Source organism: Ruminococcus turbiniformis, assembly GCF_020687545.1.
Lineage (GTDB): Bacteria > Bacillota > Clostridia > Lachnospirales > Lachnospiraceae > Mediterraneibacter > Mediterraneibacter turbiniformis.
Genome location: NZ_JAJEQX010000010.1, coordinates 24,533 through 37,556, shown reverse-complemented (window position 1 = coordinate 37,556; position 13,024 = coordinate 24,533). Strand labels below are relative to the sequence as shown.

At 51.4% G+C, this 13,024-nt stretch carries 13 protein-coding genes and 1 riboswitch; of the genes, 12 read left to right on the top strand and 1 reads right to left on the bottom strand.

The annotated features are described in order from the left end of the window. Window positions 1-243: 243 nt before the first annotated feature. Window positions 244-1,566 (bottom strand): phosphomethylpyrimidine synthase ThiC, encoded by a 1,323-nt coding sequence (gene thiC / locus LKD70_RS07085; protein ID WP_227707343.1) that lies wholly within the window; start codon window positions 1,564-1,566, stop codon window positions 244-246. Window positions 1,567-1,786: 220 nt separating this feature from the next. Beyond that, a riboswitch (TPP riboswitch) is annotated at window positions 1,787-1,894 on the bottom strand. Between the two features lie 271 nt (window positions 1,895-2,165). On the opposite strand from thiC, the gene LKD70_RS07080 reads away from it, so the two are divergent. From LKD70_RS07080 to LKD70_RS07025, 12 genes are all read left to right on the top strand, one after another. Further along, window positions 2,166-2,576 carry a hypothetical protein gene (locus LKD70_RS07080; RefSeq protein ID WP_227707342.1) on the top strand — a complete coding sequence of 137 codons (411 nt, stop codon included), beginning with the start codon at window positions 2,166-2,168 and terminating at the stop codon, window positions 2,574-2,576. A gap of 132 nt (window positions 2,577-2,708) precedes the next feature. After that, on the top strand, window positions 2,709-4,100 hold the full coding sequence (asnS, locus tag LKD70_RS07075; protein WP_227707341.1) for an asparagine--tRNA ligase: 1,392 nt from the start codon (window positions 2,709-2,711) through the stop codon (window positions 4,098-4,100). 221 nt (window positions 4,101-4,321) lie between these two features. Continuing rightward, window positions 4,322-5,374: a metallophosphoesterase family protein gene (locus LKD70_RS07070; protein ID WP_227707340.1), complete on the top strand. Its 1,053-nt coding sequence runs from the start codon at window positions 4,322-4,324 to the stop codon at window positions 5,372-5,374. Between the two features lie 44 nt (window positions 5,375-5,418). Continuing rightward, on the top strand, window positions 5,419-7,014 hold the full coding sequence (locus LKD70_RS07065) for an ATP-binding protein (protein ID WP_227707339.1): 1,596 nt from the start codon (window positions 5,419-5,421) through the stop codon (window positions 7,012-7,014). Next, window positions 7,011-8,360 carry a CCA tRNA nucleotidyltransferase gene (locus LKD70_RS07060; RefSeq protein WP_227707338.1) on the top strand — a complete coding sequence of 450 codons (1,350 nt, stop codon included), beginning with the start codon at window positions 7,011-7,013 and terminating at the stop codon, window positions 8,358-8,360. Before LKD70_RS07065 ends, LKD70_RS07060 begins: the two co-directional genes overlap by 4 nt. A 96-nt stretch (window positions 8,361-8,456) precedes the next feature. Next, window positions 8,457-9,500, top strand: a complete 1,044-nt coding sequence (locus tag LKD70_RS07055) for a CotS family spore coat protein (RefSeq protein WP_227707337.1) — start codon at window positions 8,457-8,459, stop codon at window positions 9,498-9,500. Between the two features lie 178 nt (window positions 9,501-9,678). Continuing rightward, on the top strand, window positions 9,679-9,951 hold the full coding sequence (locus LKD70_RS07050; protein ID WP_087152215.1) for an HU family DNA-binding protein: 273 nt from the start codon (window positions 9,679-9,681) through the stop codon (window positions 9,949-9,951). A 142-nt stretch (window positions 9,952-10,093) separates the two neighbouring features. Next, window positions 10,094-10,333, top strand: coding sequence for an RNA-binding S4 domain-containing protein (locus LKD70_RS07045; RefSeq protein WP_227707336.1), 240 nt, complete (start codon window positions 10,094-10,096; stop codon window positions 10,331-10,333). Window positions 10,334-10,401: 68 nt separating this feature from the next. Beyond that, window positions 10,402-10,686: a sporulation protein YabP gene (gene yabP / locus LKD70_RS07040; RefSeq protein WP_227707335.1), complete on the top strand. Its 285-nt coding sequence runs from the start codon at window positions 10,402-10,404 to the stop codon at window positions 10,684-10,686. 9 nt (window positions 10,687-10,695) lie between these two features. Next, entirely contained in the window at window positions 10,696-11,028 is a 333-nt protein-coding gene (yabQ, locus tag LKD70_RS07035) for a spore cortex biosynthesis protein YabQ (protein WP_227707334.1), read from the top strand. A gap of 67 nt (window positions 11,029-11,095) precedes the next feature. Beyond that, entirely contained in the window at window positions 11,096-11,440 is a 345-nt protein-coding gene (locus LKD70_RS07030; protein WP_227707333.1) for a septum formation initiator family protein, read from the top strand. Window positions 11,441-11,564: 124 nt separating this feature from the next. Further along, window positions 11,565-12,962, top strand: a complete 1,398-nt coding sequence (locus tag LKD70_RS07025; RefSeq protein ID WP_227707332.1) for a SpoIIE family protein phosphatase — start codon at window positions 11,565-11,567, stop codon at window positions 12,960-12,962. The last annotated feature ends 62 nt before the right edge of the window (window positions 12,963-13,024 follow it).

Genomic DNA, 13,024 nt, shown 5'->3' with positions numbered 1-13,024 from the left:
AGGGGGTCATGCCGAATTTCTGCGCGAAAATTTTGTTGAAATCATCTACTTCAAGCTGGGTGTAGAGACGGTGAATGCGAAGATTCGCGCGGAGAAAGCTGCGAAGAACTGAGATTCTCAGGGTGGATACTGCAAAGTGAGAGTCCACACATGACATGCAAGCGTGTCCCCGAGGGATACCTTACACGTCATGTGCGGGCTCTTTTCAGGAGATAGTTTCAGTCCGAAAATCCCGGTTATCTATCAGAGAATATCGATATACTCCCCTGCCAGGGCCTTATTCATGCTCCGCACCGCGCAGAATTTTCCGCACATGCTGCATGTGTCGCTGTGATCTTCCTCGGGTTTTCTGCTGTCACGGATAGCCTTTGCCGTATCGGCATCCAGAGCGCAGGCAAACTGTTCATCCCAGTCCAGGTTCCGTCTGGCGTCCGCCATGCGGTCGTCGATGTCTCTTGCGCCGGGGATGCCTTTTGCGATATCCGCCGCGTGAGCCGCGATCTTTGAGGCGATGATTCCCTGGCGGACATCATCTACATTCGGCAGAGCCAGATGTTCTGCGGGAGTTACATAGCAGAGGAACGCAGCTCCGCTCATAGCTGCGACAGCGCCTCCGATTGCGGCGGTAATGTGATCGTATCCCGGCGCGATGTCGGTTACAAGTGGTCCGAGCACGTAAAACGGAGCGCCCATGCAGATGCTCTTCTGCACTTCCATGTTGGCGGCTACCTGGTCAAGCGGCACATGTCCCGGGCCTTCTACCATGACCTGTACATTATGCGCCCATGCACGTTTTGTCAGCTCGCCCATGCGCACAAGCTCTTCGATCTGGCATACGTCTGTGGCGTCCGCGAGACATCCGGGACGGCAGGCGTCGCCAAGAGAAATGGTCACGTCGTATTCCTCACATATATCGAGAATCTCATCGAAATATTCATAGAACGGGTTCTCCTCGCCGGTCATGCTCATCCAAGCGAACACGAGGCTTCCTCCGCGGCTTACGATGTTCATTTTTCTCTTATGTTTCTTGATCTGATCAATTGTTTTTCTTGTGATGCCGCAATGCAGAGTCACAAAGTCCACGCCGTCTTCTGCGTGGAGACGGATCACATCGATAAAGTCCCGCGCTGTGAGTGTGGCCAGATCTCTCTGGTAGTGAATGACGCTGTCGTATACCGGAACTGTTCCGATCATTGCCGGACACTCGTGAGTCAGCTTCCGGCGGAACGGCTGGGTGTCGCCGTGGCTTGACAGGTCCATGATCGACTCTGCTCCCAGTTTGACGGCGCTCATTACTTTCTGCATTTCAATGTTGTAATCTTTGCAGTCTCTGGATACGCCCAGGTTTACATTTACTTTTGTGCGCAGCATACTTCCGACGCCTTCCGGGTCAAGGCAGGTGTGAAGCCTGTTGGCGCAGATCGCGACTTTTCCCTCCGCTACAAGCTGCATCAGTTTGTCCACCGGCATCTTTTCTTTTTCTGCCACGGTCTGAATCTGCGGTGTCACGATCCCTTTGCGGGCAGCATCCATCTGGGTTGTGTAGGCTCTTGTCTGTGTTTCCATCTGTGTTACCTCCGTTTTCTTTTTTTTGCAGCAGTTCTGTTATGGAAGAACGGCGGCCTGTTTTCTGTTGCTGGATCAGATACGGAACCGGAAAAACCAGAGGAATATTACTTTGCTCACAGAGCAGCCCGCTCGAAAAATCATGCCAGCATGATTTTCTCTCGCAGGCAGCTCTGTGGCTGAACTGTTGGGATAAAAAAAGAGGTGCGCAGGGCACCTCGAGAAAATCCTTTTGCATCCCTACGTTGGCATTATCCAAATCAGGTTTCGGGTCGAGACGAAGAAGTCTCCTCTCAGCCGGCTTCGGCCAGCTCCCCGTGAAACGGTAATATGTATCTGATTAAGTGCAATTATAAACGGTAATGGGGTGTTTGGCAAGAGTTCCTTTCAAAACGACATAAATTACTTAAAGCCGGCGCAAGTTTTCTTTTGACAAAAAATATTGCCTGTAATATACTCAACAAGGGAACCGCCGGCCAGTGTACACCTGGCCGACGGAAGAATAGTTGCTGAAAATTAGTGCCTTATCTTACCAGGACAGAGGCACTATTTTTTGTACTGTGAAATCAGAGAGAATAAGGAGGCGGACAAAAGAGAGGATGAATGATACTGAAGCAAAAATAGAGATAGAGACAGCAAGTGCCGCAACAGAGCTTGGCTGTTTCACTCTGCACGGAGAAGCTGCTGCGAACTGGCCGTGCAGAACGGAGACCGGAATATTTATGGAGAAAGACGGGAGTATGCGCATCGTAACTGCGGAGCAGCAGATTGAAATCAGTGGTGAACGATATGCACCCGTGCTGTATCAGAACTGTATGAGGCCGGAAGAAAAAACGATCATTCCTCTTGTGGTGATGATATCTCCGGACGGAAAGAGTGCGCTGATCCAGGATATAAACCGTGAAGTCCGCTGGAAATCCGGACAGGAGGCGAAGCTTCTCCCGTGGAAGCCGGCCTTTGGAAAGAAGAGCTGTGTTCAGTGTACAAACTGCGGAAGATGCAGCTGGTAGAGTGAAAAGTTCCTGTTTACGGAGCAGCCGGACGGTGTTATACTATTTTGAGAACACGCCGGCGGCGCTTCACATGTCCGCATACGAAAGAAGACCGGCGGCATTCTTGTGATGAAAAGGAGCAGTTAGAAAATGGAATTGACAACGATCCGCGAGATATTTAAGAAGAGGGAGGAATATCTCGACAAGAAAGTGACGGTCGGAGGATGGGTGCGGAGTATCCGTGACTCAAAAACATTTGGATTTATCGTGCTGAACGACGGATCTTACTTTAATCCTCTGCAGGTAGTGTATCACGACAAAATGGATAATTTCGCAGAGGTTTCAAAGCTGAACGTGGGAGCAGCGGTTATCGTGACAGGTACGCTTGTGGCAACGCCGCAGGCGAAACAGCCGTTTGAGATTCAGGCAGACGAAGTTCTGATTGAGGGGGCGTCAGCTCCGGATTATCCGCTTCAGAAAAAGCGTCATACGTTTGAATATCTGAGGACAATCTCGCATCTGCGTCCGAGGACAAATACATTTCAGGCGGTGTTCCGCGTGCGCTCGCTGGCAGCATACGCGATTCACAGATTTTTCCAGGAGAGAGGATTTGTGTATGTGCATACTCCGCTGATCACCGGGAGCGACTGCGAGGGCGCGGGAGAGATGTTCCGCGTGACTACCCTTGATATGGAAAATGTGCCGAAGAATGAGGACGGAACCGTGGATTACACGAAAGATTTCTTCGGAAAGGAGACAAGCCTTACAGTCAGCGGCCAGCTCAATGGAGAGACATACGCGCAGGCGTTCCGCAGTATCTATACGTTCGGACCTACGTTCCGCGCGGAGAATTCCAACACGACGCGCCATGCGGCGGAGTTCTGGATGATTGAGCCGGAGATCGCTTTTGCCGATCTTGAGGACGACATGGATCTGGCTGAGGCGATGCTCAAATATATTATCAATTATGTGCTGGAGAATGCTCCGGAAGAGATGAATTTCTTCAACTCCTTTGTGGACAAGGGGCTGCTTGAGCGGCTTCACAATGTGGCAAACTCGGATTTTGCGCGGGTGACTTACACAGAGGCTGTTGAGATTCTGGAGAAGAACAACGACAAGTTTGAGTACAAGGTTTCCTGGGGATGTGATCTGCAGACAGAGCATGAGCGCTATCTGACAGAAGAGATCTATAAGCGCCCGGTATTTGTAACAGACTACCCGAAGGAAATCAAAGCATTCTATATGAAACAAAATGATGACGGAAAGACTGTTGCGGCAGTGGACTGCCTTGTTCCGGGAATCGGTGAGATTATCGGAGGAAGCCAGAGAGAAGACGACTATGACAAGCTCTTAAGCCGTATGAGAGAACTGGGGCTTAAAGAGGAAGACTACGGATTCTACCTTGACCTGAGAAAATACGGTTCCACGAGACACGCGGGCTTTGGACTCGGATTTGAGAGATGCGTCATGTATCTTACCGGTATGTCCAATATCCGTGACGTGATTCCGTTCCCGAGGACAGTCAACAACTGTGAACTGTAAGAGCCGGAGAAAAAGCCTCTTTGCGGAGACGGCAGGACTTTATTATAACTTCATTAATAATTTGTAATTTTGGAACAAAAGCGTTCCGGGTGAATCGTGCCGGCGCGCTGCTTTGGACGCGGCATTTTCAGATGCGGCGTCCTTTTCGATATGATTTCTGATACGGATACTTATGCTTTTTGACACTTGTTTTTTCTGAGCGACTGGACGGGAGGAGACGGATGAAGTTTATACATATCGCGGACGTACATCTCGGGGCGGAGCCGGAAGCCGGGCACCTGAAGAGAGAGGACCGGGCCCGTGAGCTGTGGGATACATTTGAGGAAGCGGTCGGGCTCTGCGACAGGGAGAGCGTGGATCTGCTTCTGATCGCAGGGGATCTTTTTCACCGGCAGCCCCTTGTCAGGGAACTGAAGGAAGTAAACTATCTTTTTTCTCGGCTTTCGCATACGAGAGTCGTTCTGATCGCCGGAAACCACGACTATATCAGAATGGATTCCAACTACCGGACATTTCAGTGGGCGGACAATGTGTATCCTCTTTTCGGAAAAGAGATGGAATATGTGGAGTTCCCGGATATTCAGACTTCGGTGTGCGGGCTGAGTTATCATGCAAGAGAGATAAGGAAACCGCTGTACGACGGAGTAAGAGCCCCGGGCGTGCAGCCCTGCGAGATCCTTCTCGCTCACGGCGGCGATGACAGGCACATTCCCATTGACAGAGATCAGCTTGCGCAGTCGGGATTTGACTACATCGCTCTGGGGCATATCCATAAACCCCAGGCGCTGATCAGAAACCGCGCGGTTTATGCCGGGGCGCTGGAGCCGGTTGACAGGAATGACACAGGCGCTCACGGATATGTGTACGGCGAAATCAAAAACGGGGAGGCACATATCCGCTGGATTCCCTTTGCGGGCCGGGAGTATGTGCATCTGGAGATCCCCGTGGAGAAGACGGACACCGGCGGGAGCATCGGGAAAAAGATTGAGAAATCAATAAATGAATCAGGAAATGAAAATATTTACAAAATTCTGCTGAAAGGCCGGAGAGACGCGGATATTGAGTTCGACACCGGGAGACTTGCAGGGCTTGGAAACATTATGGAAGTTCTGGATGAGACTGCCCCGGATCTTGATCTTGAGCGGATCTGTGAGGAAAACAGAGGAACACTGATCAGGAATTATATAGAACGTTTTGCCGGATGCGAAGAGGGCAGCGAGGAATACCAGGCGCTCTGCGAAGGGGTTGAGGCGCTTCTGGCAAGCCGCCGGTGACAGGATAACGGTGACGGGATAAGATATACAGAAGGGGATCACATATGGTAATAACTGAGGCGTATATCAGAAATTTCGGAAAATTTTCGGAACAGCATTTTTACTTTCACGACGGAGTGCAGGTCGTGACCGGAGAAAATGAATATGGAAAGACGACGATTCACGCCTTTATCCGCGCCATGCTGTTCGGGATGGAGAGAGGCCGGGGGAGAGCCGCGGCAAAGGACGACTACACCCGATATGAGCCGTGGGATCATCCGGAATACTACGCGGGCGTGCTCCGCTTTTCCTGCGGAGGGAGGAATTTCCGGCTTGAGAGAAACTTTTCCAGGGCGGGCAGGAGATCCTCTCTGGTCTGCGAGGACGACGGGGAAGAGTTGTCCGTGGAGCACGGGGATCTGAAGATGCTTCTCGGGGGACTTACCCCGGAGATCTTTGACAGCACAGTCTCTGTGGGGCAGCTCAAATCCAGGCCGGGAGAAGAGCTGTCCGAGGCTCTTGAAAACTATGCTGCCGGATATTTTGAGGCCGGAGGCGGGGAGATCGATCCGGGAGCTGCGCTGGAGACGCTGAAGAACCGGCGGAAAGATGCGGAAAAGGCGCTCCGGGCGGAGGAGGCAAAGCGGGAAGAAGGACGCCGGGCTCTGCTGCAGGAATGCAGCTATCTGGAGCGGGAGATGGAAAGTCTTCAGAGTGAGTTTGAGGAGAAACAGAGAGCGCTTGAAATGACTGTACGCGCGGAACAGGAAGCAAGGAAAACAAGGCAGGAAAGGCAGGAGCAGTCGGATTCTCAGCAGAAAGAAGAAGACAGAGACAGCAGGGGAACAGCGCTGTGGGGCGCCGCCGGTATATTCGCCGGAGTCATGGGCTTCTGCTGGAGCCAGGTGATCACCGGGCAGGGAGAAATGCCGTATCTCCCTATGGCTGTGATCTCTGTGATTATCATTCTCATCGGAGTGGGAATTCTGCTGTCTGCCCTGGCTGCAGGGGTAAAGAACCGAGGAAAGCAGGACAGAAACTTTTCAAAAGCCCAGAAGGACGGTGAAGGAGCTGTCAGCACAGAGGCAAGGCGGCAGGCAGAGTGGGAGCTCAAGAGAATCCGCGCCGAGTGGAAAGAAAAGGAGATCCGTCTTCAGAATCTGAGAGAACAGTACGGTGAAGCCGAAAAGAGTGATACGCAGAAAAACCTGGAACGGCGCTGCCGTGTTCTCGCTCTGGCGGCTCAGGAGCTGGAGAAGGCGGCCCGGGAGACAGGGAGCGATACCGTCCGTCTTGTCGGCAGGAAGGCGTCGGAGATTTTCGCCGGCGTAACGGAAGGAAAATACAGCGGACTGGAACTTAAGAGCGCGGCCGGAGGCGGAAGGGAGATCGCGGTCTGGGACGGGGAGAGAAAGATTCCCGCCAGGCTTTTAAGCAGAGGAACGATCGAGCAGATCTATTTTGCAGTCCGGATGGCGGCGGCAGATCTGCTTCTTGAGGAGCCGATGCCGGTGATTCTGGACGATACATTTGCATTTTATGACGACAGAAGGCTGGAATCTGCGCTGAAATGGTTGAGCGGTCGGAAAAAGCAGGTTATAATATTTACCTGTCAGAGGAGAGAAGAAGAAATACTGAGTAAGAAGGAAGCATTTTCATGAAGATAGCATTGCCCAGAAAAGTAATGATGATTATCAATAACCTGCAGCTTCACGGTTATGAGGCATTTGCGGTGGGAGGCTGTGTCAGGGATTCCATCCTGGCGCGCAGACCGGAAGACTGGGATATCACCACGTCTGCCAGACCGGAGGAGATCAAGAAGCTTTTCCGCAGAACCGTGGATACCGGGATTGAGCACGGGACAGTCACGGTGCTTCTCGGAAAGGACAGCTACGAGGTGACGACGTACCGTATCGACGGAGCCTACGAGGACAGCAGACATCCGAAGGAAGTCCGTTTTACGAACCGGCTGGAGGAAGATTTAAGGCGCCGGGATTTCACGATCAATGCCATGGCGTACAATGATGATGTGCGGCTGGTCGACGTGTTCGGCGGGATGAAAGACCTGAACCATCATCTGATCCGGTGTGTGGGAGATCCGAAAGAGCGTTTCTCCGAGGACGCCCTGCGGATTCTGCGGGCGGTGCGCTTTTCCGCACAGCTTAATTTTCCCATTGAGCCGGAGACTGCGGAGGCGGTAAAAGAGCTTGCGCCGACTCTGGAAAACATCAGCGCGGAGCGGATCCAGACGGAACTTGTGAAACTCCTCGTGTCCCCCCATCCGGAGCGGATTCAGGATGCATATGAACTGGGGATCACGAAGGTGATTCTTCCGGAGTGGGACGCCATGGCGGGAGTGGAGCAGAACACGCCGCATCATAAATACGATGTCGCGGGACATACTCTTCAGGCTATGAAAAACATAAAGCGAGACAAGATTCTGCGCCTTACGATGCTTTTCCATGACATGGGGAAACCGGCGGTAAAGCAGACGGACGAGGCGGGGCGTGATCATTTCAAGGGACACGCTCTTGTGAGCGAGGAGATCGCGCGCAGGATTATGCGCAGACTGAAGTTTGACAATGACACAGTGAAGAAAGTCACGCGGCTTGTGTGCTATCATGACTACCGGATGGAGGCGACACCCGCCAATGTCCGCCGGGCCATGAACCGGATCGGAGTGGAGCTTTTTCCGTATTATCTTGCGGTGCGCATGGCGGATGTGAAGGCACAGAGCACGTATAAGCGCCGCGAGAAGATTGAAAATATCGTGGCGGTCAGGGAACTTTACCAGCAGGCGCTTATCAATGAGGAGTGCGTGAACCTGCGGCAGCTTGCGGTCAGCGGAAGAGATCTGATGAATCTCGGAATGCGTCCGGGAAGAGAGATGGGAAGCATGCTGAGTGAACTGCTGGAATATGTGATTGACGACCCGGCGAGAAATACAAAAGAAGCGCTGTGCGCATATGCAAGAGAACGGATAGACGCACAGAAAGAAACAGAATAATATTTACAGTCCGGCGTGACGAATTTTATACTCATACTCGGGCTGTCCCCTTCATAGATTAGAGAGAGTCAGAATACGCAGTGACAGGGGGCAGCCATGAGAGAAGAGTACGAACTTGAGGTTCTGGAGCGCTACGACGTGGAAGTGAGGAGCACCCGGAGAATAAGGGGTGCGTTTTTTTGTGACACAGACAGGGGGACGATGCTGCTCAAAGAGACAGCGCTGTCCGGGCGGCGGGCTCTCCTGCTGTACAGAGCGCTCAGCAGGCTTGAACAGAAAGGAAATGTAAAAGTTGACACCCCGGTGTTCACGGAGGACGGAGAACTTCTCGTTTCGTCCGCCGAAGGAAGCGTCTATATGCTGAAAAAGTGGTATCAGGGGCGGGAATGTGATATCCGGCAGGAGGGGGAACTTGCGCGCGCGGCAAAGGAGCTTGCGCTGCTTCACCTGGAACTTGCGGATTCGGCAGAGTGGTCAGGCGGCGCAAAGACCGGCATCGGAGCGAACGACAGTACAGTGCCGGGCGGCGTACTTCCTGTCGGAAGAAATCCTCTGGACGAGATCAGGCGCCACAACAGGGAGCTTAAGAAGGTCCGTTCTTTTGTCAGGGGAAGAGTGGCGAAAAACGAGTTTGAATACCTTTTCCTGGACAGTTTCGGGAAGATGTTCCGCATCGCTGAGGCAGTTGCGGCGCGCATGGAAAACTCCGGATGCATGAAGCTTTTTTCCGAGAGCTGCAGACGGCGGGATCTGGTGCACGGGGATTATAATTATCATAATATTCTCATGACAAAAGAGGGACCGGCGATAACGAACTTTGAACATATGCATGTGGACATACAGGCAGGAGATCTGTATTATCTCACACGGAAAGCAATGGAAAAGAATCATTGGAAACAAAAAACAGGACAGTTGATTGTCGACAGTTATGAAAAAGCAAGGCGTCTTTCTGACGCGGAGCGGGAATATCTCGCACTCTGTCTTGCCTATCCGGAGAAATACTGGAAAACGGCCAGCAGCTACTACCATTCAAACAAAGCGTGGCTTCCGGAAAAGTGTGTGGAAAAACTGAAGCTGGCAGTGCGCCAGACCGATGAAAAATATGATTTCCTTGCGAAGACATTTGGCCTTATCCTGTGAAATACAGCCGATTCCTCCGGTTGTAGGGGCAAAAACGAAGATAAATCTTGACAAAGAATCGGGAAACCGTTATAACAATACATAAAGGCGGAAATATGCGTGTGTGGGGGCATATTCCCTTTTAAAATTCAGAACAGAATAATTGTATGTATGTACAATAACGAGGAGGAATTTATCCATGAACAAAACAGAATTAATCGCAGCAATCGCAGAGAAAGCAGAGATTTCCAAGAAAGATTCTGAGAAGGCATTAAAAGCTTTTGTTGATGTTGTGACAGAGCAGCTTAAAAATGATGACAAGGTTCAGCTTGTAGGATTCGGAACATTTGAGGTGAGCAAGAGAGCTGCGAGAGAGGGAAGAAACCCGCAGACAGGAAAGACAATGAAGATTGCAGCATGCAAAGCACCGAAGTTCAAAGCCGGAAAAGCTTTAAAGGATGCGATCAACTAGTCCTGATATACGTGAAAGAAAAGAAGGAAAAAGTCAGGCGCTTATGATGTGACAGCATTGTAAGTGCCTTTTTGTATGGCGGCGAATCAAAGCCAGGGCTTCCCATGAGGATGCCTGTCAGAAAGCAGCAGGAGGAAAGAAAATGCGTCTTGACAAATTTCTTAAAGTCTCAAGACTGATTAAGAGGAGAACCGTGGCGAACGAAGCCTGCGATGCGGGGCGTGTTACGGTTAATGACAGGCCGGCCAAGGCGTCGGCTCAGGTAAAGCCGGGGGATATAATCGAGATCCAGTTCGGCACACGGAATGTGAAAGTGGAAGTGCTGAAGCTTCAGGATACGACGAAGAAAGAGGATGCGGCGGAACTCTTTAAATATATTTAGGCTGCATTTTCAGGAATAAAAGGACACGGCCTCTCATATATTTAAAAGCAGAGTGGGAGGGAGTGCGGATGGAAGAGCAGCGTATCGCGAAGACACACAAACTTGTGGTGAACAACAGGAAGACGAGTACGGTGACAGGAGTACTCGATGTCCTTTCGTTTGATTTAAATGAGATTCTTCTTGAGACGGAGCAGGGCATGCTCATGGTCAAGGGAACGGATCTGCACGTCAACAGACTGAGCGTGGAAAAGGGCGAGGTCGATCTTTCCGGCAGCATTGACAGCATCGCCTACTCCAACGTTGCCCCCACGGTGAAACAGGGGGAAACATTTTTGTCAAAACTGTTCAGGTAGGTCCGGGGAATGATACTTGGAATCGCGGCAGAAACAGGAATTTTCCTGTATGCGTGCCTTGCCGGGGTGACGGTTCTGTCGGCATACGGCGTTCTCATATGCTTCAGGGGACTGATCCGGCACAGTGCAGCCGTTATCAGTGCGGAAGACTTTGCTTTCTGGATCGGAGCCAGCATATATATATTCCGGAAAATGTATGATACAACCTACGGCAATATCCGCTGGTTTTTTGTGCTCGGGATTCTCTGCGGCTGCGGAGCCGCATATCTGTTTTTCAGGGGAATGGCAAAAATATGGAAAGGTATAAAGAAAAAACTTGAAAACTCCCATGAAACCGGATAGAATATTTTGTGATAAGGGAGTAGGCAGGAGGCAAAAAAGCCTCGGCAGTGAATTCGGGTGAGTATAAATGAACAGGGAAAAAACGAGAAAGATACGAATCGCGCAGCGAAAGGCCGGCGGTAAGAAAAAGGGACTGCGCCATTACAGAAGGAGTGTGCTGATGATCTGTCTGGTGCTCGCGTGCCTTACAGGAGCGCTGGCAGCGGGGGCTGTAAGGCTTCATGCGAGAAATGCGGAGTACAAGGCTCAGGAAGAGGAGTTGGAAGCGCAGATCAAAGAGCAGGAAGAGCGCGCGGAAGAAGTGGAAGAGTTTAAAGATTATGTCGGTACCGACGAGTACATTAAAGATGTGGCGGAGGACAAGCTGGGGCTTGTAGATCCCAATGAGATCATATTCAAACCTGCGCAGTGAAGACTCGTACGGCAGAGCAAAACAGAACATCGATTTTACGAATGAAGACTCCGGGAGAATTCTCCCGGGGTCTTTGTGATTGATGCGCCCGGACAGCGCATGTTTTGAAGGGAGAAAGGCGGCAATGACAGACGGACAGGCACTGTACGGCAGCCCATACGTGGAGCAGATCGGAAAATTTGCACATTCTCTGAAACAGCTTTCGCAGACATTTGTGGGGCTGGAAGAAAAGCGCCAGGCATTTTCAAACGAAGAGATTGAGGCAATGTTTTCGAGAGTCAGGGAAAGGGTGTGCGGAAAATGTGAAAAGTGCGGCTGGTGCTGGGGAGAGAATTTTGTGCATACGTACCAGATGGGCTACGAAGTTCTCTCCGCTGTGGATCAGTACGGAAATGAACTGAACACGGAGACAAAGAGAAAACTGATGCAGAGGTGCATTATGGCGCCCCGCTTCCTGCGGGAGATGCTGGAAGGATTTCATGAGGCGAGGCAGAATATTATCTGGGGAAACCGGATGGCGAGGAGCAGGGAGAGCTGCGCGATTCAGATGGATACATTCGCCGATATGATCCAGAACACGGCAAAAGAACTGGAGAAGAGTATCTTTATGGATGAGCGCCTGGAGAAAAAGATTATGACTGCGCTCAAAAAGAAAGGCGTCCGTGTCCTGTATACTTATTTTTTCATGAACAGAGAGGGAAAATATGAGATTCACATTACTGCCAGAAGCATAAAGAACAGAAAGATTCCGGTAAAGGAAATCGTGAGGGCTGTTACCGATATTACGGGAAGGAAGTTTGTCCTTCCGGAATCCGGTCCGCAGCTTCTGGGGCAGGAGTATATGACGGTTATCTGCAGGGAAGGGCCGGCTTTCTATACAATGCAGGGCACGGCCAGGATCGGCAAAGGCTGTTCCGGCATATCCGGGGATAACTTTTCTCTGATGGAGATACCGGGAGGCCGGCAGGCGGTGGCCCTCTCTGACGGAATGGGATCCGGAGAAGAAGCATGCAGAGAGAGCACAATGGTCATAGAGCTTCTGGAAGAACTTCTGGGCGCAGGCTTCCCCGTGAAGACAGCGATCCAGATGATTAACACGACCCTTGTGATGGGAAGAGAGGAGATTCATTACTCCACCGTGGATATGACCGTGTTTGACCTGTATACCGGGGAGTGTGAGATTATCAAGGCAGGGGCGTCTTCCACATTCATCAAACACGGGGACGTGGTGGAACATTTGAGTTCCACGAGCCTGCCGATCGGAGTTGTCAGCCAGATCGAGATTGACTCGGTGAAGCGGAAGCTTGGAGACGGAGATTTTGTGATTATGGTTACGGACGGCGTGCTCGACGCCCTGCCGGTGGGAGAACAGGATATACTCCTTGAGACAATTATTCAGGGAAGCGCCATATCCAACCCGAAAGAGATGGCGCACCATGTGCTGGAACAGGTGCTTGCCTGGACCGGAAAAGAGCCGCAGGACGACATGACCGTGCTGGCGGTGGGGATATGGGAGGGATGAACGGAGTGTGTGCCCATATGCCTGTATGTCCCGGGAAGGATGGCTCTTTACTTTTCCGAATG